This is a genomic window from Candidatus Methylomirabilota bacterium (genome assembly GCA_003104975.1).
Lineage (GTDB): Bacteria > Methylomirabilota > Methylomirabilia > Methylomirabilales > Methylomirabilaceae > Methylomirabilis.
The window spans coordinates 280,009-300,439 of sequence record PQAM01000010.1 but is presented as its reverse complement, the minus strand read 5'-3'; the positions used below and the strand labels follow the sequence as shown (position 1 = coordinate 300,439).

General features: G+C 61.0%; 19 protein-coding genes. 14 read left to right on the top strand and 5 right to left on the bottom strand.

Annotation, left to right across the window (positions count from 1 at the left end):
- Nucleotides 1-37: 37 nt before the first annotated feature.
- The 11 genes from C3F12_08290 to C3F12_08240 all read left to right on the top strand — a co-directional run bounded on the left by C3F12_08290 (nt 38) and on the right by C3F12_08240 (nt 12,625).
- Nucleotides 38-1,726 carry a hypothetical protein gene (locus C3F12_08290; GenBank protein PWB46054.1) on the top strand — a complete coding sequence of 563 codons (1,689 nt, stop codon included), beginning with the start codon at nt 38-40 and terminating at the stop codon, nt 1,724-1,726.
- Nucleotides 1,727-1,828: 102 nt separating this feature from the next.
- Nucleotides 1,829-3,439 carry a hypothetical protein gene (locus C3F12_08285; GenBank protein ID PWB46053.1) on the top strand — a complete coding sequence of 537 codons (1,611 nt, stop codon included), beginning with the start codon at nt 1,829-1,831 and terminating at the stop codon, nt 3,437-3,439.
- A gap of 69 nt (nt 3,440-3,508) precedes the next feature.
- Nucleotides 3,509-3,709, top strand: coding sequence for a HicB family protein (locus C3F12_08280; GenBank protein PWB46052.1), 201 nt, complete (start codon nt 3,509-3,511; stop codon nt 3,707-3,709).
- The gene (locus C3F12_08275; GenBank protein PWB46051.1) at nt 3,706-3,924 is read left to right on the top strand and encodes a hypothetical protein; all 219 of its coding nucleotides are present in this window, start codon (nt 3,706-3,708) and stop codon (nt 3,922-3,924) included. The genes C3F12_08280 and C3F12_08275 overlap by 4 nt, the downstream gene beginning before the upstream one ends.
- A gap of 450 nt (nt 3,925-4,374) precedes the next feature.
- Nucleotides 4,375-4,938, top strand: a complete 564-nt coding sequence (locus tag C3F12_08270; protein ID PWB46050.1) for a thiol-disulfide oxidoreductase — start codon at nt 4,375-4,377, stop codon at nt 4,936-4,938.
- Between the two features lie 228 nt (nt 4,939-5,166).
- Nucleotides 5,167-6,660, top strand: coding sequence for a hypothetical protein (locus tag C3F12_08265; GenBank protein ID PWB46049.1), 1,494 nt, complete (start codon nt 5,167-5,169; stop codon nt 6,658-6,660).
- Nucleotides 6,661-6,755: 95 nt separating this feature from the next.
- Nucleotides 6,756-8,300: an ammonia permease gene (locus C3F12_08260; protein PWB46048.1), complete on the top strand. Its 1,545-nt coding sequence runs from the start codon at nt 6,756-6,758 to the stop codon at nt 8,298-8,300.
- A 29-nt stretch (nt 8,301-8,329) separates the two neighbouring features.
- Complete coding sequence (locus tag C3F12_08255; GenBank protein ID PWB46047.1) at nt 8,330-8,917, top strand: response regulator; 588 nt, start codon at nt 8,330-8,332, stop codon at nt 8,915-8,917.
- 149 nt (nt 8,918-9,066) lie between these two features.
- A complete protein-coding gene (locus C3F12_08250; GenBank protein ID PWB46046.1) occupies nt 9,067-10,950 on the top strand; it encodes a sodium:proton exchanger in 1,884 nt (627 codons plus the stop codon).
- Nucleotides 10,951-11,070: 120 nt separating this feature from the next.
- Nucleotides 11,071-11,622, top strand: a complete 552-nt coding sequence (locus C3F12_08245) for a polyisoprenoid-binding protein (protein ID PWB46045.1) — start codon at nt 11,071-11,073, stop codon at nt 11,620-11,622.
- Nucleotides 11,623-11,698: 76 nt separating this feature from the next.
- Complete coding sequence (locus C3F12_08240) at nt 11,699-12,625, top strand: hypothetical protein (protein ID PWB46044.1); 927 nt, start codon at nt 11,699-11,701, stop codon at nt 12,623-12,625.
- Nucleotides 12,626-12,631: 6 nt separating this feature from the next.
- On the opposite strand, the gene C3F12_08235 is transcribed toward C3F12_08240, so the two are convergent.
- On the bottom strand, nt 12,632-13,654 hold the full coding sequence (locus tag C3F12_08235; GenBank protein PWB46043.1) for a hypothetical protein: 1,023 nt from the start codon (nt 13,652-13,654) through the stop codon (nt 12,632-12,634).
- Nucleotides 13,655-14,097: 443 nt separating this feature from the next.
- Between C3F12_08235 and C3F12_08230 the strand changes: the two genes are divergently transcribed.
- Together C3F12_08230 and C3F12_08225 are read left to right on the top strand one after the other, a co-directional pair.
- Nucleotides 14,098-16,521: a nitrite reductase large subunit gene (locus C3F12_08230; GenBank protein PWB46042.1), complete on the top strand. Its 2,424-nt coding sequence runs from the start codon at nt 14,098-14,100 to the stop codon at nt 16,519-16,521.
- 3 nt (nt 16,522-16,524) lie between these two features.
- The gene (locus C3F12_08225; protein ID PWB46041.1) at nt 16,525-16,848 is read left to right on the top strand and encodes a nitrite reductase (NAD(P)H) small subunit; all 324 of its coding nucleotides are present in this window, start codon (nt 16,525-16,527) and stop codon (nt 16,846-16,848) included.
- A gap of 160 nt (nt 16,849-17,008) precedes the next feature.
- On the opposite strand, the gene C3F12_08220 is transcribed toward C3F12_08225, so the two are convergent.
- The 4 genes from C3F12_08220 to C3F12_08205 all read right to left on the bottom strand — a co-directional run bounded on the left by C3F12_08220 (nt 17,009) and on the right by C3F12_08205 (nt 19,277).
- The gene (locus tag C3F12_08220) at nt 17,009-17,503 is read right to left on the bottom strand and encodes a VapC toxin family PIN domain ribonuclease (GenBank protein ID PWB46040.1); all 495 of its coding nucleotides are present in this window, start codon (nt 17,501-17,503) and stop codon (nt 17,009-17,011) included.
- Nucleotides 17,413-17,643 (bottom strand): AbrB family transcriptional regulator, encoded by a 231-nt coding sequence (locus tag C3F12_08215; protein ID PWB46039.1) that lies wholly within the window; start codon nt 17,641-17,643, stop codon nt 17,413-17,415. The genes C3F12_08220 and C3F12_08215 overlap by 91 nt, the downstream gene beginning before the upstream one ends.
- Before the next feature lie 421 nt (nt 17,644-18,064).
- Nucleotides 18,065-18,334 (bottom strand): hypothetical protein, encoded by a 270-nt coding sequence (locus C3F12_08210; protein ID PWB46038.1) that lies wholly within the window; start codon nt 18,332-18,334, stop codon nt 18,065-18,067.
- Nucleotides 18,335-18,350: 16 nt separating this feature from the next.
- Nucleotides 18,351-19,277 carry a phosphoribosylaminoimidazolesuccinocarboxamide synthase gene (locus tag C3F12_08205; GenBank protein PWB46037.1) on the bottom strand — a complete coding sequence of 309 codons (927 nt, stop codon included), beginning with the start codon at nt 19,275-19,277 and terminating at the stop codon, nt 18,351-18,353.
- Nucleotides 19,278-19,467: 190 nt separating this feature from the next.
- Here C3F12_08205 and C3F12_08200 point away from each other — a divergent pair, with 190 nt between their 5' ends.
- Nucleotides 19,468-20,406, top strand: a complete 939-nt coding sequence (locus C3F12_08200) for a LysR family transcriptional regulator (GenBank protein ID PWB46036.1) — start codon at nt 19,468-19,470, stop codon at nt 20,404-20,406.
- Nucleotides 20,407-20,431 lie beyond the last annotated feature (25 nt).

The window sequence follows — 20,431 nt, the reverse complement described above, 5'->3', positions numbered from 1 at the left end:
CCGGACCAGCGGTTTCCTGACTTAGGAGGATGGATCTATGCAAGCCCTCGCCGTATTCATTCCGCGTTCTTTCCTGACCCGCCGGCGGCTGTCCGGCCTGCTGGCCGCGTGGCTGCTCCTTATCGCCAGCACCGTCTTCGCGGCCCCCGGAGATCTCGACCCCACCTTCGGCACTGGCGGCAAGGTCACCACCGAATTCGGTGGAGATCCCCTTGCCCCTAATATCGCCTTCGCCCTTGTCCGGCAGCCTGATGGCAAGCTGGTAGCGACGGGAACTTCGAACCACAACTTCGCCCTAGCCCGCTATAACCCTGATGGAAGCTTGGATACCTCGTTCGGCACCGGCGGGAAGGTAGTCACCACCTTCTTCGGCGGCTGCTGCGGAAGAACCGTCGCCCTCGTCCTGCAGCCCGACGGTAAATTGGTGGCGGCGAGTTCTACACTTGTTGGTTTCTTTATCGACTTCGCCCTGGCTCGCTATATGCCGGATGGCACCCTGGATCTGAGTTTCGGAACTGGCGGCACGGTGACCACCGACTTCGGCGGCACAGGTGGCGTGCCGAGTGCCCTCGTCCTGCAGCAGGATGGCAAGCTGGTGGCGGCGGGATTGTCGTCGTGTTCTCCTTTTTCTTCCTGTTTCGCCCTGGCCCGTTACAACCCCGATGGGAGCCTGGATACCAGCCTTAACCCCGCGGGCAGTGTCCCTGGCACGGTGACCACTGACTTCGGCGGCTCCTTTCAGACCGGAGCTCGCGCCCTCGTCCTGCAGCCGGATGGGAAGCTGGTGGCGGCGGGGGTCGCAGACGCCAACTTCGGGACCCCCGACTTCGCCCTAGCCCGCTACAATGCCGATGGGAGCCTGGATACGACCTTCGGCACCGGCGGCAAGGTGACCACTGACTTCGGCGGCCTCTTCGGTAACGACGACGCCCGCGCCCTCGTGATCCAGCCCGACGGTAAGCTGGTAGCGGCAGGCGTTTCGGATGGCAACTCCGCCCTGGCCCGCTACAACCCCGACGGGAGCTTGGATACGAGCTTCAACGGCACCGGCAAGGTGACGACCGGCGTTGGCAATGGTGGGGCCTCCGCCCTCGTCCTGCAGCCCGATGGCAAGCTGGTGGCGGCCAGCTTAGCCGTTGTTGGTCTTTTTACAGACTTCGGCTTGGCCCGCTACAACCCCGACGGGTCACTGGATGGCACCTTCGGCGTAGGCGGCATAGTGACCACCGATTTCTTCGGGAGCTTCGATGAAGCCTCCGCCCTCGTCCTGCAGCCCGATGGCAAGCTGGTGGCAGCAGGGGTCGCAAACGCCAACTTCGGGACCCCCAACTTCGCCCTGGCCCGCTACGAAGGGACACCCTTCCCCGACCTCACCGGCGCGTGGAATAGCCTCAGCCAGATCTGCCGGACGACACCACGAGGCCTGCAGCGGTGCAGGCTTGCAGGGCGAGTCAACGTCATGAACCAGGGCACCGTCAGGGTACCACGCGCCTCCTTCCTCCGCTTTTTCCTCTCCAGTGACGGGATCACCCCGGAGACCTTCCTGAGGCAGGTCGCTGTGGGCGCGCTCCGCGCAGGCCAGACGCAGGGTAAAAGGCTGAGCGTCGCCCTGCCAATTGGCACCACCGCCACAGGGAAGTTTGTCCTCGCCATCCTCGATTTCACGAACGTCATCACGGAAACTGATAAGACTAACAATATGATCGTCTTCGGACCGCTGCCCTAGCATGATGACAACGGGAGTGATCGAGGGCGTGTCTTATCATCGCCGACCGACCTCGCCTCCCCGAACCGGACCACCAAGTCCCACCGGAAGGAGGATAGCGATATGCGATCCTGCACTGCGCTCATTCCATGCTCTTCTCTGAGCCGTCGGTTGCTGGCCGGTCTGTTGACCGCCTGGCTACTTCTGGTCGGCGGCGCAGCGTTCGCCGCGACTCGTTTCGTTGCGACGTCAGGAAACGACAGCGGCAACACCTGCCTCTCATCGGACTCTCCCTGCAAAACGATCACGCACGCCCTCACCCAAGCGGTCGCGGGCGACACGATCTCGGTCGCAGCAGGGACCTACAACCTTGCCCTTGGCGAGACCTTCCCGCTCACCATCAACAAGGCACTGACGCTGACCGGTGCGGGGGCTGGGAGCACGATCCTGGACGCTACAGGGGCGAACGCGCGCGTCATCGAGGCTCTTTCCTTCTTTGCACCGGTGACGATCACCGGGGTGAGGATTACCGGCGGCACAGTGAACTGCACTGCCAGCGGGAGCGGCTTCGGCTGCATTGCCCTGGGCGGCGGCCTTGGTAGCGGCGGCCTGACGCTCATGAACAGCACCGTGAGCGGGAATACGGTAAGCTGCACAGCCAGCGGGGGCGGCTTCTGCGAGGCGCGCGGCGGTGGTCTCCGTGGTGGCTCGATGACACTCACGAACGTCACGCTGAGCGGGAATACGGTAAGCTGTACCGCCAGCGGGGGCGGCTTCGGCTGCATCGCTATAGGCGGTGGCCTCGACAACGTTGGCATCGAGGGTATCACGACGCTCACGAACGTCACGCTGAGCGGGAATACCGCGAGCTGTACCGCCAGCGGGGGCACCTTATCCTGCGGTGCCGATGGCGCCGGCCTATACAACGAAGGCGCCGTGAAGCTCACGAACGTCACGCTGAGCGGGAATACGACGAGCTGCGACGGAACCGGCTGCGCCTTCTCTGGCGCTCTTTCGAGCCCCGGCTTCATATCACTTCAGAACACGATTATTGCGAAGCAGCTTGTCGGCCCAGACTGCAGTAATAGCTGGGCTCTCCCCCCCTCCTTCGGGCACAACCTCGACAGCGACAATACCTGTCAGCTTACCCAACCCAGCGACCATCCCGGAGTAACCGACCCCCTCCTCGGTCCGCTACAGAATAACGGCGGCCCTACGCAGACGCATGCCCTGCTGCCAGGGAGCCCTGCTATTGACGCCGGCACTATCAGCGGCTGCCCCTCCACCGATCAGCGCGGCATCACCCGGCCGCAGGGCGGCACGTGCGATATCGGCGCGTTCGAATTCGGCGTCAACGTCGCGGGGGTATTGCTTAATGGGTCCGCGTTCGGCACGGACCAGACGATTACCTACGAGGCTACTCTCATTCCAGGGTCTACACCGACGCAGGTGGACATCTACCTTGGGGTCCTGCTGCCCGACGGGGTGACGTTTCTATCCTTCGTCCCGGGTCCGGGCGACACGATCGTCTTTGTCTTCGACACGGTCCCGGTGCCGTTCGCGGCCAACGTGACGCTGGCCCCGACTGACGTGCCATTCGCCTATACGTTCAATGGCGCCGAACCGGTCGGGACGTACTTCACCTACGCCGGCCTCGCCGTGGCGGGCAGCGATCCCTTGCAGGCCGCAAACCAACTCAGCGTCGGGGTTCAGGCGTTCCAGTTCAGCCAGTAATATTGGTACACCGGCCAGGTCGGTGTTCTACCGATTGACATATTATTATCGCGTGTATAGACTCTCGATATGAACATCAAGGTCATACTCGAATTAGGAGAAGATGGACAGTACGTCGCACACTGCCCCGCTTTGAAAAGCTGCTGGTCGCAAGGCAAAACGCGCGAGGAGGCGTTACACAATATCCGCGAGGCAATCGAATTGTTCCTCGAACCCGCACCAGGCCAAGCGGTCTCGGATACGACCCACGAAGTCGTTGAGATTTCGTGAAGCTGCCCCTCCTCTCTGGCCGACAAGTACTGGCTGCTTTAACGCGTCTTGGCTTTGTAGAGATTGACCGCAGAGGTAGCCACGTCAAGATGGAACACCCCGACGGACGACGCATTGTGTTTCCCTATCATCCGGAAGTGGATCGTTATACGCTCAGGGGCGCGCTACGAGATGCGGACATTGAGACACGAGAGTTTCTGGGGAATGTCAAATAGGCGCTAGTTCAATACCCGCGAGGTCGCTGAAGCCGGAATGGATTCCCGCTTAAGGACTGCGGGAATGACGTCCGGGTATTAATCCAATCAAGTACTTGCGCTACCTTTCCAGTGTTGCGTCGGCTTCACTGAACCACCAGATTTTCACACAGTAGAGTACTTCCCGAACCATGACCTGTCCCGCACGCCTTCAAGACACCAACTATTTAGAGGCAGTACAGCGACGAGGGCGTCAAGGATTTGACCTGCGCCGATTTTTCCGGTAGGTTGAGCACCGACACAGGTCGTCTCGTCATTGCGAGCGACCAACGGGAGCGTGGCAATCTCACCGTTTTTAGAGCTGCGAAGAACGATGAGATTGCTTCGGTCGCTCCGCTCCCTCGCAATGACCGACACGGGAGACTTTCTAGGCAATGACGTCCACTGTTGTGACGTACGAGGCACGAGGTAATGTATAGAGATATACGACGCCATCTCTTCCGCTTGCTGTCCCCGATAGCGATCTTCTGCATCACTCTTGGACTCGTCATCGCTGATATGCCTGGCGGAACCGACCTGTGGGCGGCTGATGTACGGCCCGAAGAGGGTCACCTCGCGCCTGACTTTACGCTCAAAACTCTCGAAGGGAATACCGTTCGGCTCTCGGAGTTTCGCGGGAAGAAGGTGGTGCTGATTAACTTCTGGGCGACCTGGTGTCCCCCTTGCCGGCTGGAGATGCCGACGATGCAACAGATCTACACTGAGTACAGGGACAAAGGGTTCGAGATCCTCGCTGTCAACATCGAGGCCGACGCAAAGCAAGAAATCAGTGACTTCGTGAAGGAGCTTCGCCTGACCTTCCCGATTCTGCTCGACCCCGATATGAAGGTCCTTCGCAAGTTCCGGGTCATCGGGCTACCTGTCTCGATCCTGATCGACCGTCAAGGGATCATTCGCGCCAAGGAGATCGGCTATCGCGACTGGACCAGCAGGGCTTCTCGAAGGCTGGTCGAGTCCCTGCTCACCCCGCCCTAAACCCCAACACCTGCACCCCACATCCTCCACCCTACCCCCTGTCTTTTGTCCCGCACGTCTCTTAAGCATCACCCTCGTTGCCCTGCCCACAAGATAATCAACACGTTTTCATTATGTACCATTTCCCCCAAAGCTCATATCACGATTCAACTTCACCACTAACAGTGTAACTCATTGGTTTTACGCTGTGTGACCTCTCACAGATCCTGCGCGTCATCGACGATCTTGATGGTCATTCGTTTTGGACGGAGGCTGGCTCGCTTCTTGCGAGCGTACCGGTTCGACTCGGTCAACGGAGACTTTCTAAGCAGTCACACCCACAGAGGAGAGGGATTCATGAGAATGAAGTTGAAACAACTCACGGTAACTGGACTGGCAATGAGTGGGGCACTCCTCCTTGCCGTCGCTATCGCTGCCCCTGCGGCATGGGCTGAGGATGCCAAGGATCGAGAGATCCGGGAGTTGAGAGAGCTGGTAGAACGACTGGGGCAGCGGCTCAACCAGCTCGAGAATCAGGTTGGCGCCAAGAAGGAAGTCGCCGCTGTGTCTGCGCCGGGAGCAGCCGCCGCACCAGGGGAAGCCGCTCACAGTCTGGGAGATCGGATCAAGAATCTGGAGGACGCTCTCAAGACGACCCCGATTTTGAACACCATGAAGGACTGGCAGTTCGGCGGGCATGTTGCCGTCTCCTATAACTACAACTTCAGGGATCCGAAATCGCAGAACAACGTCATCAGATTCTTCGACGACAAGGCCAATCAGTTCGATATTAACCAGGCTGAGTTTTATGTTGAAAAACCGACCAGCGAGGCTTCACCCATCGGCTTTGGGGTTGACGTAATCCTTGGACGGGATGCCAAGAAGATTCACTCATTAGGGCTGGGCGAAACCGACCAGCCGTTCGATCTGACCCAGGCCTATGTGACCTACAAGGCACCCATCGGCAGGGGCCTGGACCTTAAGGGCGGAAAGTTCGTGACCCTGCACGGCGCCGAGGTGATCCGGCGAACGGGCAATTTCAACATCTCCCGTTCAATGGCGTTCTCCTGGGCCATACCGCTCACCCATACCGGCCTCATGGCGACCTACCCCTTTACCGACTGGCTTTCAACAACCGTGGGGATTGTGAACGGCTGGGACAATACGGATGATAATAACAGAGGCAAGTCGTTTCATGGCGCAGCCACCGTCACTCCCCCCTTCCTGAAGGATTTCACCCTCACCCTCGGCGGGTCATGGGGGGCTGAGACGGTCTCCAATGCGTTCGACCCCGCTCGTGACGTCAATCGCAATGGTCCCAAGCGAGGCCTGATCGATCTGATCGCCACCTATAAGCCGTTCACGCCGCTCACCCTCACACTGAACTACGACTACGGCAGGCAGGAGGAAGCCTTCTTCGATGACGGCGATACGGCGGTCTGGCACGCAATAGCAGCCTACGCCATCTATGACATTACTGACCGACTCTCGGTGGGTGTACGGGGCGAGTACTTCAAGGATCAGGACGGCTTCCGACTCCCTGGCGCAACACCGGGTGAAAAACTGGAGGTCTGGGGCACGACACTGACCGGCCGATACAAGTTGTTCGATCACCTCTTCGCCAGCGTTGAGTATCGCCATGACCAGGCGAGGCACGGCCAAGAGATATTTGACAGGGACAAAGGCAACGGAAAGGTCAAATCGCAAAATACGGTTCAAGGCGAGCTGATCTACCAGTTCTAAGTGTAACGGGCAACGGCGGCGGTCTCGAGGGTGAGACAGCCGCCCGTATCCCACAGCGGCGTGTGGACGCGCCCTGAACAAGTAAGGAGGCAACGATGCTCACACCATTGCAACGACAAGGGATTCTGATCCTGGCCTTCATGGCCCTGCTGTTCCTTGGCTTCGCGACGACCCTCTGGGCCCAGGAGGCGGCGCCGGCTCCGGCGACGACCGCCGTCGCCGAGACTGTCACTTTCACCAAGGAGATGGCTGACGCCATCAAGGATTATAAAATCGCGGTGGATACCCTCTGGGTTATGATTGCGGCATTCCTGGTCTTCTTTATGAACCTTGGATTCAGCATGGTCGAATCCGGGCTCTGCCGAGCCAAGAATACCGTCAATATCCTGTCGAAAAACTTCATCGTCTTCGCGATCTCATCATTGGCCTTTTACATCCTTGGATGGGGACTCATGTTTGGTGACGGCAATGCCTTCGTGGGCCTGAAGGGACTCTGGTTCGTGGGCGGGGCCGACAATAGTCCAGCCATGGGCGACGCCTACCAGGGGGTCTATAGCGCCATCAACTGGACCGGCGTCCCGATCTGGACCAAATTCTTCTTTCAGCTCGTGTTCGCCGGGACGGCGGCTACCATCGTGTCCGGCGCGGTCGCCGAACGGATCAAGTTCCATGCCTTCATCGTCTTCACCTTCGTCATGGTGGGGGTCGTCTACCCTGTGATCGGCCACTGGATCTGGGGCGGCGGGTGGCTCCAGAAGCTCGGCATGTGGGACTTCGCCGGCTCGACCGTCGTCCACTCGGTGGGGGGCTGGGCGGCGCTAGCCGGTATTTTGATGCTGGGTCCCAGAATCGGAAAGTACACAAAGGACGGTAAGGTCAATCCGATACCCGGCCACAGCATGACGGCCGCAACGATCGGCGCCTTCGTCCTCTGGTTCGGGTGGTTCGGCTTCAATCCGGGTAGCACGATGGCAGCCTCCTGGAACGATATCTCCCGCATCGCCGTCACCACCAATAGCGCGGCGGCGGCGGCGGCCTTCAGCGCCACCCTCGCCGCGTGGCTCCTGATGGGCAAGCCCGATCTCTCGATGACCTTGAACGGATGTCTGGCAGGGCTCGTCGCCATCACAGCCCCATGCGCGTTTGTGAGCGTCGGCAGCTCGGTCATCATCGGTCTTATTGCAGGGGTCGTGGTCGTCGGGGCCGTCCTGATGTTCGATCGGCTCAAGATCGACGATCCCGTCGGCGCCACCTCGGTCCACCTGGCCTGCGGTATCATGGGGACCCTGTTCGTCGGCCTGTTCGCCCAGGACAGCATCATGCCCAAGACGACCGGCGACGGGCTGTTCTTCGGGGGCGGTTTGACGTTACTCAAGGCCCAGGCGATCGGAGTTCTTGGCGTCGGCCTGTTCACCTTTACGATCTCGCTGGCGGCCTGGGCCGTCATCAAGATGGTCATGGGGATGCGCGTGAGTCCAGAGGAGGAACTGGAAGGGCTCGACTACGGCGAGCACGGGATGCTGGCTTATCCGGACTTTCAAGTGGTCACCCATTCGGTTGGCGTGCCTGGACCGGTTCCACCACCCGGTTATCAGATGAGCCCGGCGGCTGTGCCAAAGAGGGTGCCGGCACACCAATAACCGACACAGCGCGTTTGCTCCCTGGTGCCATGCGAAAAACTGTAGCAATCGTTGACGATAGTCCCAAATCACGGGCCGCTCTCGGCAGCGCGCTCAGACGGCTCGGGTTTGAGGTGGTTGGAGAAGGAGCGAGCGGGGCTGAGGCCCTGCATCTGGCCCGCACGCTGAGGCCTGATGTGCTGTTCCTGGCGGTGGGTCTCCCGGACATGGACGGCCTGACGGTGGCTGCTCATATCCTGGAGACCCTCCCCCTGCCAATCCTTATGCTGAGTAGCCACCTCGACCAAGGGTTGGTTCGGCGCGCCAAAGAGGTTGGCGTGATGGCCTATCTGCTGAAGCCGCTTCGCGAAGAGGAGTTGCTGCCGGCTATCGAATTGGCCGTCTCCCGATTCGAGGAGTTCAAAACCCTTAGACAAGAGAACGCCGACCTGAGGCGAAACCTTGAGGACCGAAAGTTGATCGAACGCGCCAAGGGGATCCTGATGGAACGCGAGCGGATCTCCGAACAGCAGGCGTTTGCACGGATCCAGAAGACCAGCATGAACACGCGACGATCGATGGCCGAGATCGCTCAGGCCATCTTGCTGAGTGACGCGGTCACTGCCAGGGCGCACTAACACTCCCGGATTCAGGTCACCGGTCACCTCCTGACCACGCCCGGTTCTCGCCACCACCGCCAGCCGAGATTTCCAGTGATGCTCACCATTTGCATGATAGTTAGCCCCCTCTGGTTGCAATGCTGGGGTCGTCCGTGTAACATGGACGCATGCACAACCTGGACCTGATTCTGACGCTGACGGGTGGCTTGGCGGCCGCCCTGATCCTGGGCTACCTGACCCATCGGCTCGGGCTGTCCCCGATCGTCGGCTACCTGTTGGCCGGCATTGCGGTCGGGCCGAGCACGCCCGGATTTGTCGCCAACCGGGAACTTGCGGACCAACTCGCCGAGATCGGGGTCATCCTCCTGATGTTCGGCGTCGGCCTCCACTTCCACTTCCACGACCTGCTGGCGGTGCGCAAGGTGGCCGTGCCAGGTGCCCTGGGCCAGAGTGCTGTGGCGACGCTCCTGGGCTGGTTGGTTGGCCTGGCCTTCGGCTGGGGTTGGTCGGGGGGCCTTGTGTTTGGGTTGGCGATCTCGGTCGCCAGCACCGTGGTCCTGCTGCGGGTCCTGGCGGATAACAATGACTTGCACACCCCGACCGGTCACATCGCTGTCGGCTGGCTGGTTGTCGAGGACCTGTTCACCGTCCTCGTGCTGGTTCTGCTGCCGGTCGTCTTCGGGGCCGGGGCTGGGGCGGGCGGCATTGCCGTGGCCCTGGTCTGGTCCGTTGTGCAGATCGGCCTCCTGGTGGCGTTCGTCATTTTCGCCAGCGGGCGGCTCCTCCTCTGGCTGCTCGCGCGGGTCGCGGCGACGCGCTCGCGCGAGTTGTTCACGTTGACCGTCCTGGTCCTGGCGCTGGGCATCGCCGTGGGCGCCACCAAGCTGTTCGGCGTGTCGATGGCGCTGGGGGCCTTCTTGGCCGGGATGGTCGTCGGCCGGACGGACTTCAGCTCGCGCGCCGCGTCGGAGGCGCTGCCCATGCGCGACGCGTTCGCCGTCCTCTTCTTCGTTTCGGTGGGGATGCTCTTCAACCCCGCGTTCCTGGTGGAAGCACCGCGGCTGGTCGCCGCAACCCTGGCCATCATTCTCCTGGGCAAGCCCCTCGCGGCCCTGGCGATCGTCGTGCTCTTGCGTTATCCCCTCCGGGTCGGCCTGGCTGTGGCGGTGGCCCTGGCGCAAATCGGCGAGTTTTCCTTCATCCTAGCCACGCTCGGCCGGGCGCTTGAAATCCTGCCGGAACAGGCGACGAGCGCGCTCATCGCCGCCGCGATCGTTTCGATCAGCCTCAACCCGATTCTGTATCGGCTGATCGACGCACTGGAGGCGCGCGCCAAACATCACCCCCGTCTGTGGCGTTGGCTCAGTGTACCGCCCAGGGTGGAGTCGCCAGAGCAGCCCGCGGGCGAGCCCGCTTCCACCGTCGCATGCAATGGCCAGGCCATCGTCGTCGGTTATGGCCCGGTCGGCCGTACGCTGGTCCGGCTGCTCCGGGAGAACGAGATCGAGCCGATAGTCATAGAGTTGAATTTGGACACTGTTCAACGACTACGCGACGACGGGGTGCGGGCCGTGTACGGCGACGCCACCCACCTGGCAACCCTCAAGGAGGCCGGGGCGCAGGACGCCATCGTCTTCATCCTCAGCTCGGCCGGTATGCGCGGCAGCGAGGAGGCGATCCGTTTGGTCCGGGAGGTCAACCCGCGGATTCGCGTCTTCGCGCGCTGCCACTACCTCCGGGAAATCTCGGCCTTGCGCCGCCACGGTGCGGACGCGGTCTTCGCCGGTGAAGGGGAAGTGGCGCTGGCGATGACTGAGTTCATCATGCGCCGGCTGGGCGCGAGTGGGGAGCAAATCGACTGCGAGCGGGATCGCATCCGGGACGAGCTCTTTGGCTCCCCTCTCGCCATCGAGATCCTGCTGCCTCCTCCGCCACGTTCGGCGACTGACGGTGAACAGCTTGCAGAGCAGGCCCAAGCGCGGGAGGGCGAGGCAACTTCTCCGGACGAGGCGGGGGCCAACCAGTCGCTGCAGCAGACCGGCGGGGCATGACGGGTTTTCGGGGTTCAACGGCTCTCCAGCCCCGCCGGCTGCTGAGCCTGGTCGTTGGGCAGACATCTAAGTAGGCATAGCGACTATGGGACGGTGAGATCCGGGACAGGGAGGTGATCGATGAGTCGCTGGATATTCGAACCGGGACATACCGCCGCCGAGTTCTGCGTACGGCACATGATGGTCACGTACGTCCGGGGTCACTTCAAGCACGTACACGGCACACTGGAGTTCGACCCCGAGGCGCCCGCCTTGTCTCGCGTCGATGCCGTCATCGATGCGCGGGGCCTCTGGAGCGGTGAGCCTGATCGCGATACCCACCTCAAGGGTCCCGACTTCCTCGACGTGGAGCGCTTCCCCGAGATCACCTTTCGCGGATCCCAGGTTCGCCTTACAGGGGCCACCGAGGCCGTGGTGGTCGGCGACCTCACGCTGCGCGGAGTGACCCGATCCGTCGACCTGCACGTCCGCTACCTTGGCCAGTGGCAGACGCCATGGTGGGAGGACGGTACGGACAAGGGACCGAAGACTCGCGCCGGGTTTCTTGCCACCGCCCGGATCAACCGGCACGACTTTGGCGTGAGCTGGAACAGCGCGCTCGATCGGGGCGGTGTGGTGGTTGGCAACGATGTGACGGTGACCATCGACGCCGAGGCAATCCTTGAGTCTTAGCGAGTTGTGTTGGAGCATCGAGTTCCGAGCCCCGGTGATCAGCCATCAACCTTCTCTTGCTTAACCACAACAGAATATGAGACGTACTTCGAGTTGGATTGATCGTTCAGGTCCCTGGCGGATGAGCCGGTACCGCCTCTGGGTGTCAATACCGATTCTCATCGGGCTGCTGTTCTGCGCCGCCTGCAACAGCAGGGTTGAAGACCGCGCATATGGCGAGACCGTTGCTGCCCCGACCGTGTTCACGGCTACCGAGGAACTCGTCCGGGTCAAGCGGGTATTCGATGGGGATACTATCCTGCTGGAGGATGGCCGGACGGTTCGGTATCTGGGCATTAACACGCCGGAATACCAGGAACCGTTCTATCTCAAGGCCAAGCAGCGTAACGAGTCGCTGGTCATGGGACGGGAGGTTCGACTCGAGTTCGATCAGGAAAAGACCGACAGCCGCGATCGGCTGCTGGCCTATGTCTATGTGGGAGATGAGATGGTCAATGCCAGATTGGTGCAGGAGGGCCTGGCGCATGCCTTCTTTGTCGGACAGAATCGGAGGCATCACGCCCTACTCCTTCGGCTCGAGGCCGAGGCCCAACAACGCAAGGCCGGCATCTGGTCTGCCAGGGGTCGCGCCAGAGATCTGAAAATCACCAACGTGCGCCCTGCCGATCCGGCTCAGCATGATGCGTATCCCTCCTACGTTCGCATCGCCAACCTGAGCGCCGCCGCAATCAGTCTGGACGCTTATACGCTGTCAAATGAAGGAGGACACCAATGCCGCTTCCCCGATGTCAGCGTCGATCCGGGCTATACGGTGATCGTATCCGGTGGAAGCGGGTCACATGGCGTCGATCGCAGGGGGCAACTGGTCGTCTACTGCGCAGGGCTGGTATGGGACCTGATCGAAGATACCGCTTTCCTCAAGGATCCCACCGGAGGCGTCGTTGACACGTTCCACTACAAGGGTAAGCGGGTCAGGAGGTCGCCGTTGCGCCAACGCAACTGACGATCGTCATTTGACGACCTGATCGAGAATCTTGCGGAGTTCGGTGCTCGGCTTCGCAAAGCCGAATCGATCATTGGGCGACACCCCGTACACCATCCCCACCACCTCACGCTTGAGGTTGAGGAGGGGCGCCCCGCTGCAGCCTTGCTGGATCCCGTCCGACTGAAAGTCTGCGCTGAAGGCCTGACCGCCATTCAGCGACTTTTCGAAGATCCCGATCCTTCTCCGTATATCCCCGACCGGCCCACAGACCGTGCCGACCACCGTTTCGTTCTGGATCAGTTCGAGCCGTTCCGGCAGGGTACCGGCCGGCAGCGGTCGGCCGACCTTCAGCAGTCGAAGCAGGAGGATATCGGAACTCCCAAGACGCCGCGTGATGTCGGCGCTGTACTCCTTGCCGAGGTGTATGACTCGGATATGGCCGCCCTTGTCCAAATGTGCGTTGGTGAGGACAAACCCTCGAGGATCCGCGATAAACCCGTGGGCAAAGCTCTTGACGACCCCTTCGCCGTCTACATTCTCAACGGTCACGAGGAACGGCGGTTCCTGCTCCAGCGCCCGTCGCATCTCATCCTCTTCGGGCCGCACCGACGTAATGCTCTCTTTCTCTGCCTCTTTTTGAATCTTCTCGATGGCCTGCAGCGCATTCACGCGCTGATTGACATCCTCGATACCGCGCGCAATGCGGGTCGCCTCCTGGATCTCGCCGCATTCCCCCGCCAGCGACACCGCAATCCAATACTGCTGCATGGAACGCGCGAGCGGCGGCACGATGGCCCGCGACAGCGTCAGGGCCTCCTGAAGGACGCGAATCCCCGGCTCCTTGGGAAACGACTGACACATCAGCTTACCGATCCCGGCGATGGACTGAGTCTGCTCCTCCTTGTCGCCGATCGATCGGGCCTGCTCCAGCAAGGAGGCAAACCGTTTCTCGATTGCCGGGGTAGCGTCGCCCCAGATTGATCCAGGCCTCATCAGCGTAACGGCCACGAGTAAAAGCAGGACCGCCGCCGTCTTTCCTCGCTGCATTTTCTCTCCTCTCAATGCCATGGCACCCCTCGGCTTTGTTCTACGGCGCGAATGCATTCCCTCTTCATTCGCAGTGAACTGGAACACCGGTGTACGCAGAAGATACCAGAATAGGAACCGAAGCGGAAGAGATCGTATGTGAACCGAATCTACACCTTCAAACAGGGCGTCACGCCTAACATATGAACACCACTTTTCTTCATGTGCCTCGGGATCGTGCAGTCGCTCTCATCAAAGCGGCGTACGCCAAGGCGGGTGGGGTGTCCTAACTCCTTAATTCTTAGGCAAACAACGTTCAGGCACCTATCGTCTCAACAGTTGGCATCGTAATTGCGCAGTCCTCACCAGTAAAAGGCTGCCCGAGGCTGGGCGGCCTCACGACGGCAACGACGCCGGTTCCCCCAAGGGACCGGCATCGTTTTTCCGGATAGCGGAGGCCAAGGATGGACGGACCACAAAGGCTGGTCGTCATCGGCAACGGGATGGCCGGGACGAGGGTTGTTCAAGAGATTCTATCCCGGGATCACAAACGGTTTCACGTGGTGATGTTCGGTGCAGAGCGGTACGGCAACTACAACCGTACCCTCCTGTCGGATATCCTGACCGGTTCCAAGGACGTCAAGCAGATCTTCTTGCATCCCCTCGACTGGTACCGCGATCACGATATCCTGTTGCATGCGGGAGTGACCGTCGTCGCGATCGACCGCGCCAACAAGATCGTGCTGGCCGCCGACGGCGTGGAGGAATCGTATGACACCCTGATCCTCGCCACCGGCAGCCGGCCCTTTGTGCCCCCGGTCGAAGGGGTGAAGAAAACCGGGGTCTTCGTCCTCCGGACCCTCGATGACGCACAGGCGATTGAGGCCTACGCAAAGGGCTGTCGGACGGCAGCCGTCATCGGCGGCGGCCTGCTGGGTCTGGAGGCTGCGCGCGGTCTGCTGTCGCTTGGACTCCAGGTCACCGTTGCAGAAAAGACGTCCTGGTTGATGGCGCAGCAACTGGACGCCGACGGGGGCGCGCTGCTGCAGCGGGCCATGGAGCGGTTGGGCGTACAGGCGCTGCTTGAAAAGAGTATAATGCGCATACTCGGGGATGAGCGGGTTGCGGGTCTCGAGTTTCAGGACAACACGACACTCAACGTTGACATGGTGGTGATGAGTTGCGGGATCCGACCCGACACCGAGCTTGCCATACAGTCCGGACTGACGGTCGATCGAGGGATCATCGTCAACGACCGGATGCAGAGTTCCGATCGCGACATCTATGCCGTCGGCGAGTGTGCCCAGCACCGCGGAAAGCTCTATGGCCTCGTCGCACCGTTATATGACCAGGCGAGGGTGCTGGCCGAGCATCTGACCGGCGTTTCCTCGAACGGCGGCTATCAGGGTTCCAAGCCCGTCAGCAAACTGAAGGTGATGGGGGTCCAGCTCGTCTCAATGGGCGACACCGCTGCAGTCGAGCCCCAGGACGAGGTCGTCAGCTACATCGAGCCGTCGCGGGGCGTCTACAAGAAGATGATCATACGCAACAACCGCCTTGTCGGCGCCACCCTCCTGGGCGAGACGGATACCGCCGGGGTGTTGACCCAGATGTTCCTGCTGGACGCCGTGCTTCCGGAGCGGCGCGCCGACCTGCTGTTCGGCACCTCTACCGGTATCCCGATCCTCTCGGTCTTTGACCTCCCTGATCACGCCCAGATCTGCCACTGTCACGGCGTCACGAAGGGTCAGATCAGAGAGGCGATCGAGTTCGGCAAGTGTCGGACGGTCTCGCAGATCGGGGCCTGCACGAAGGCCGGAACAAGCTGCGGGGGTTGTAAGAAGCTCCTCGAACAGTTCCTCGAGGTCTATGCGGGAGAGGTGGCGGAGGACCCATCCGAACACTGGTATGTGCCGAGCATCCCGATGACCAAGCCGGAACTGGTGGCCGCCATCACGGCAAACGGGATCAAGGGCGTCAGCGCACTGTTCCGGGAACTGAACAATGGACATGAGGAACCGAGCCACAAGATGGCCCTGGCGTCGCTGCTGAAAACCATCTGGGCTGAGGAGTACGAAGATGAGCGCGACGCGCGATTCATCAACGACCGGGTTCACGCCAATATTCAGAAGGACGGGACATTTTCGATTGTGCCGCGCATCTGCGGCGGCGTCACGTCGGCGGCGGAGCTTCGGCGCATCGCCGATGTCGCGGAAAAGCATCAGATCCCGGCGATCAAGCTGACCAGCGGTCAGCGAATCGCACTGGCAGGCGTACGGAAGGAGCAGCTTCCGTACGTCTGGAAGGATCTGGGCATGCCCAGCGGGCATGCCTACGCCAAGGCGGTCCGTTCGTGCAACACCTGTGTGGGATCCGATTTCTGCCGATTCGGGCTGGGCGATTCGATCGCGCTGGGGATCAAGATCGAGAATCGATTTTCCGGCATCGAGACCCCACACAAGATGAAGCTCGCCGCCGTCGGCTGTCCGCGCAACTGCGCCGAGGCCACCGTGAAAGACCTTGGCGCCGTCGCCGTTGAGGGCGGCTGGCAGGTCTACGTAGGCGGCGGAGCCGCAACCCGGGTGCGCGCGGCGGACCTGCTGTGTGCGGTCAAGACACACGACGAGGTCCTCACATATATGGGCCGCTTTATCCAGTATTACCGGGAACATGGAAAGTACATGGAGCGATCGCATAGGCTTGTGGAGCGTGTCGGCATCGAGCGGCTCCGTGACCTGCTTGTGAAGGATGTAGAGGGGATCGGTGCGCGGTTGGATGCCGAGATCGAACGGGCGATCGAGGCCCGCACCGATCCGTGGGCCGAAGCGGACGAGCCGGTCCATCCGGCCCAGTTCAGTAGACCCGTGTTGATAGATGTCACGAGGTGAAGGATGGAGATGAAACGCGCCGCACTGGAGATCGTTGTGCCGCTTGGCCCGGTCGATGCGATCCCGCTCGGCCAGGGGTGCACCTACGTTGTGGACGGCTGTCCCATCGCCGTGTTCCGGCAGCGCGATGGGCAGCTCTTCGCGACCGAAAACGCCTGCCCGCATCGCGGCGGCCCGCTGGCTGAGGGCATCATCGGGGACGGGAAGGTGATCTGCCCGCTTCACGCCAGGCAGTTCGATCTGGTGACGGGCGCATCGCAGGACTGCGCCGTGAAAACCTACCCGGTCCGCGTGGAGGGCGGCGAGATCCTCCTCACCCTCGCCTGATACAGGGGGGACTTTCGCCATGAAGGCTCCACGAGCAGCTACCTGCTGCGCCGGGCGCGAGGCCATAAATTGACTCGCCCTCAGTGCCTGAAATCCTGGCGTCAGCTTTTGACGGAAACGACGCAACCGGAGGAGAGGGTGCTGACGATCGCCTGAAAGGCTATACGATCCACAGAATCTTCAGTTCGCCCTCGACTTGCCTAAACTCCTTGTCGCCTGTCACCAGCTCTGCTTTTCTGAGTTTGGCCAAGGCGGCGGCGAAGCAGTCGGCGTAGGACATCTTCTTGCTGGACTTAAACGTAGCCGCCTGCCTGGTCAAGTCCAGATCGGCAGGGACAATCTCGATAGGCAGCGTCGAAATGAGGTGAGCCACCTCGTCGGCCCGCTCGCGTCCCGCCTCTCTCAGCGTGACATAATATACCTCGCCCCAGTTGATCACTGAGAGGAGGAGATCGCGACCGGAATCTCTCGCGACACGGAACAGCTCGATCATCCTGTCCGCCCCAGCCTCACCCTCCAGATAGGCGATGAGACTGTAAGAGTCTATCACCCGAAACGCCGCCCTCACAGCTCCCGCTCCTTTGCCTTTTCCGCCATCAGTGTCTTGAGGAGCCTGCCTCTGGTACCGGTTATCCCTGCCATTGTCCGGATATATTCGTCAGTGATCGGCTTCAGAACGATTTCCCCCTCCCGCTCGTACAGGTACACCTGCGTTCCCTTTTTAATGCCGAATCGCCGCCGCAGCCTCGACGGGATCACCACTTGACCCTTGACTGTAACAACCGCCTTATCCATAGAGCCTCCTTTAGGAATACCTTTTATATATACATACCTTCTTCATACACGTTAGTCAATATATTTACCGTAATACATTAGAGTATCAGTATACCTAAATCTTTCGTCCGCTGGAGCGAGGGGCGGAACGGGTTGGAGTCTCCGGGTCGCCGCTTCGATTGTGTCAACATGTCAAACAAGACCATCGACACGCGGACCTGTCCGGCAAGCTGGCCTGCAAGCCAATGGCAGACATATGGCCGGGCAGCGCTGTAAATCTCTATTCCCGAGTATGGACAGGAGAACGCGGAGATGGCTTCTCGCGGATCGTCATGACCCGAGCAGCAGAAGGGTACGCCGGGGTTTTCAAATCAGAACGGTGAGATTGCTTCGCAGCGCTCGCAATGACGCTGTTGGGGACGACACCGAGGAGTCGATGCGGTTACGGCTGTTCTGAACGCTGGCGGGCGTTGTTCTGTATCTTCCTCGCGATGGTATTTTTCAGCCGTCTGGCCTCGCGCTTAAATCGAACCAGCAGTCTTCTGGCCCAGACGAACTCGGTCGCCAGGATGGCCAGGCCGAGCGGGATGACAAGCGTGGCGGGCCCAGGGAGTACGATGAGGACGATCCCGAGCACCAGGACCGTAAAGCCGATGACAATCACGATGACGCGCTTCGCCTGTTTCAGCGTGCCGATCATGAAGCCGCGCATCAGCCGGTACGTCTCCTCATCCCAATAGGTCGGTCCCGGTCAATCGCCTCAGCGCTTCCCGATACTTGGCAGAGGTTCGTTCCACAATGTCCGGGGGTAATTCCGGTCCCGGTTCCTGCATGTCCCACGCGATCGACTTCAGGTAATCGCGCACAAACTGTTTGTCGAAGCTCGGTTGGGATCGGCCAGGCGCATAGGCGTCGCATGGCCAGAACCGGGAGGAGTCGGGCGTCAGCACCTCATCGATCAGGATGAGATCGCCATCCAGCAGCCCAAACTCAAACTTGGTGTCGGCGATGATGATCCCTCGCTCCAAGGCATGCGTCCTTGCCCGTTCATACAGCGACAGGCTGACCTCCCGAACACGCTCGGCCAGCTCTCGACCTACCTGGACCGCGGCCTCATCAAATGTGATATTGACATCGTGCGCCCCCTGCTCCGCCTTCGTCGAGGGGGTGAAGAGGGGCGGGTCGAGACGGCTGGACTCGAGCAATCCGGCGGGCAGCGGAATGCCGGATACCGTCCCTGCCTTGTGGTATTCCGCCCAGCCCGAACCGGACAGGTAGCCCCGAACAATACACTCGATGGACAGCGGCTTAGTCTTCTTGACGAGCATACTCCGTCCCTGAAGCATCCCGCGATAGGGGCGACACATCGGCGGAAAGGCGTCGACCTCGGTGGCCAGCACGTGGTTGGATACGAGGTCCGCGGTCAGATCAAACCAAAAGGTCGAGAGGGCGGTGAGGACCCTCCCCTTCCCCGGAATGCCTGTCGGCAGAACGACATCGAATGCGGAGATCCGGTCCGTCGCCACCAGCAGCAGGCGATCACCAAAATCGTAGATATCCCGGACCTTCCCCCTCGCATAGAGGCTAAGGTCCGGACACTCCGTTCTCAGCACAACCGGTTCGGTCACATCAACTGAGGTCGTCTGCTTCTCCATAGTCGACTCGGAAGGTGAACCCCTGACAGGTGGGTTTCTCGATACGGCCGTCGATTGCAGCCCGATACCGTTGTGGTTCAGCGCCACGCGATAATTGGCTATCAGTATGCGACAATTTCCCCCCGGAAGTCAAATACAGTTACATGTAAACGATTTGCTATATGTATAACGATTTCCTTATAATACAGCTATGACCTTCCATCAGCTTCGCGTCTTTCTGGCGGTGGCCAGACACGGCAGCTACTCGCGCGCAGCCGGAGAGCTGTTGCTGTCTCAGCCCGCCGTCTCGGCACAGGTGCGGGAGCTGGAGCGGACCCTCGATGCCACCTTCTTCGAACGGGTCGGTCGAACCATCGTCCTGACTGAGGCAGGAAGAGAACTTCTCCCCTATGCCGAACGAATCTGTACCCTGACCGACGAAGCCAGGCTGGCCATGCAAGAGCTTGACGGCCTGAAGCGCGGACGGATCGCCGTCGCCGCCGTCAGCACCGCCGGCGCGTATGTCCTTCCATCGTTGCTCGGCGCATTTCAACGGCAGTATCCGGGCATTACCATCAACCTGGAGGTCACCAACCGCGCGCTGGCGCGAGACCGACTCGTCCATAATGAGGTCGATCTCGTCGTGATGGGCCGCCCCCCCGAGGAGGTCCCGCACGTGGCCGAACCGTTTCTCTCCGACGAGATCGTCGTCGTCGTGGCCCCATCGCATCCGCTTGCCGCGGCCAGGCGGATTCCCGTTGATCGTCTGGCCCAGGAGGTCTTCATCGCACGCGAGGTGGGCTCGGGAACCCGCTTGAACGCCGACGAGTTCTTCCGCCAACAGGGCATTACGCCGCGGGTCGGGTTGGAGTTGGGGGATAACAGCGCCGTCAAGGAGGCGGCGGCGGCAGGGCTCGGGATCGCCCTGCTCTCCCGTCACGTCCTTCGGATGGAACTGGCGCTGAAGCGCCTCGTCGTGCTGGATGTTCAGGGGCTTCCCCTGCGACGGCAGTGGTTCGTCGTCCACCGCGAGGACAAGCATCTCAGTCGTGCCGCGACCGCGTTCAAGGCATTCCTGCTTACCTCGGCCGAGGCCGTATTGGGATCTGCGGGCGGATCTCATCGCAGCAGAGGCCGCGCGGGCCGTTGAATGACCCGACGCGTGGCGCGTCACG

What these genes read in the sequence shown, in the direction of transcription:
- C3F12_08280 (PWB46052.1), top strand. Translation starts at nt 3,509, where the DNA reads ATGAACATCAAGGTCATACTCGAATTAGGAGAAGATGGACAGTACGTC.
- C3F12_08255 (PWB46047.1), top strand. Translation starts at nt 8,330, where the DNA reads ATGCGAAAAACTGTAGCAATCGTTGACGATAGTCCCAAATCACGGGCC.
- C3F12_08265 (PWB46049.1), top strand. Translation starts at nt 5,167, where the DNA reads ATGGTCATTCGTTTTGGACGGAGGCTGGCTCGCTTCTTGCGAGCGTAC.
- C3F12_08260 (PWB46048.1), top strand. Translation starts at nt 6,756, where the DNA reads ATGCTCACACCATTGCAACGACAAGGGATTCTGATCCTGGCCTTCATG.
- C3F12_08210 (PWB46038.1), bottom strand. Translation starts at nt 18,334, where the DNA reads ATGCGCGGCTTCATGATCGGCACGCTGAAACAGGCGAAGCGCGTCATC.
- C3F12_08270 (PWB46050.1), top strand. Translation starts at nt 4,375, where the DNA reads ATGTATAGAGATATACGACGCCATCTCTTCCGCTTGCTGTCCCCGATA.
- C3F12_08240 (PWB46044.1), top strand. Translation starts at nt 11,699, where the DNA reads ATGAGACGTACTTCGAGTTGGATTGATCGTTCAGGTCCCTGGCGGATG.
- C3F12_08225 (PWB46041.1), top strand. Translation starts at nt 16,525, where the DNA reads ATGGAGATGAAACGCGCCGCACTGGAGATCGTTGTGCCGCTTGGCCCG.
- C3F12_08290 (PWB46054.1), top strand. Translation starts at nt 38, where the DNA reads ATGCAAGCCCTCGCCGTATTCATTCCGCGTTCTTTCCTGACCCGCCGG.
- C3F12_08245 (PWB46045.1), top strand. Translation starts at nt 11,071, where the DNA reads ATGAGTCGCTGGATATTCGAACCGGGACATACCGCCGCCGAGTTCTGC.
- C3F12_08230 (PWB46042.1), top strand. Translation starts at nt 14,098, where the DNA reads ATGGACGGACCACAAAGGCTGGTCGTCATCGGCAACGGGATGGCCGGG.
- C3F12_08205 (PWB46037.1), bottom strand. Translation starts at nt 19,277, where the DNA reads ATGGAGAAGCAGACGACCTCAGTTGATGTGACCGAACCGGTTGTGCTG.
- C3F12_08200 (PWB46036.1), top strand. Translation starts at nt 19,468, where the DNA reads ATGACCTTCCATCAGCTTCGCGTCTTTCTGGCGGTGGCCAGACACGGC.
- C3F12_08215 (PWB46039.1), bottom strand. Translation starts at nt 17,643, where the DNA reads ATGGATAAGGCGGTTGTTACAGTCAAGGGTCAAGTGGTGATCCCGTCG.
- C3F12_08250 (PWB46046.1), top strand. Translation starts at nt 9,067, where the DNA reads ATGCACAACCTGGACCTGATTCTGACGCTGACGGGTGGCTTGGCGGCC.
- C3F12_08285 (PWB46053.1), top strand. Translation starts at nt 1,829, where the DNA reads ATGCGATCCTGCACTGCGCTCATTCCATGCTCTTCTCTGAGCCGTCGG.
- C3F12_08235 (PWB46043.1), bottom strand. Translation starts at nt 13,654, where the DNA reads ATGCAGCGAGGAAAGACGGCGGCGGTCCTGCTTTTACTCGTGGCCGTT.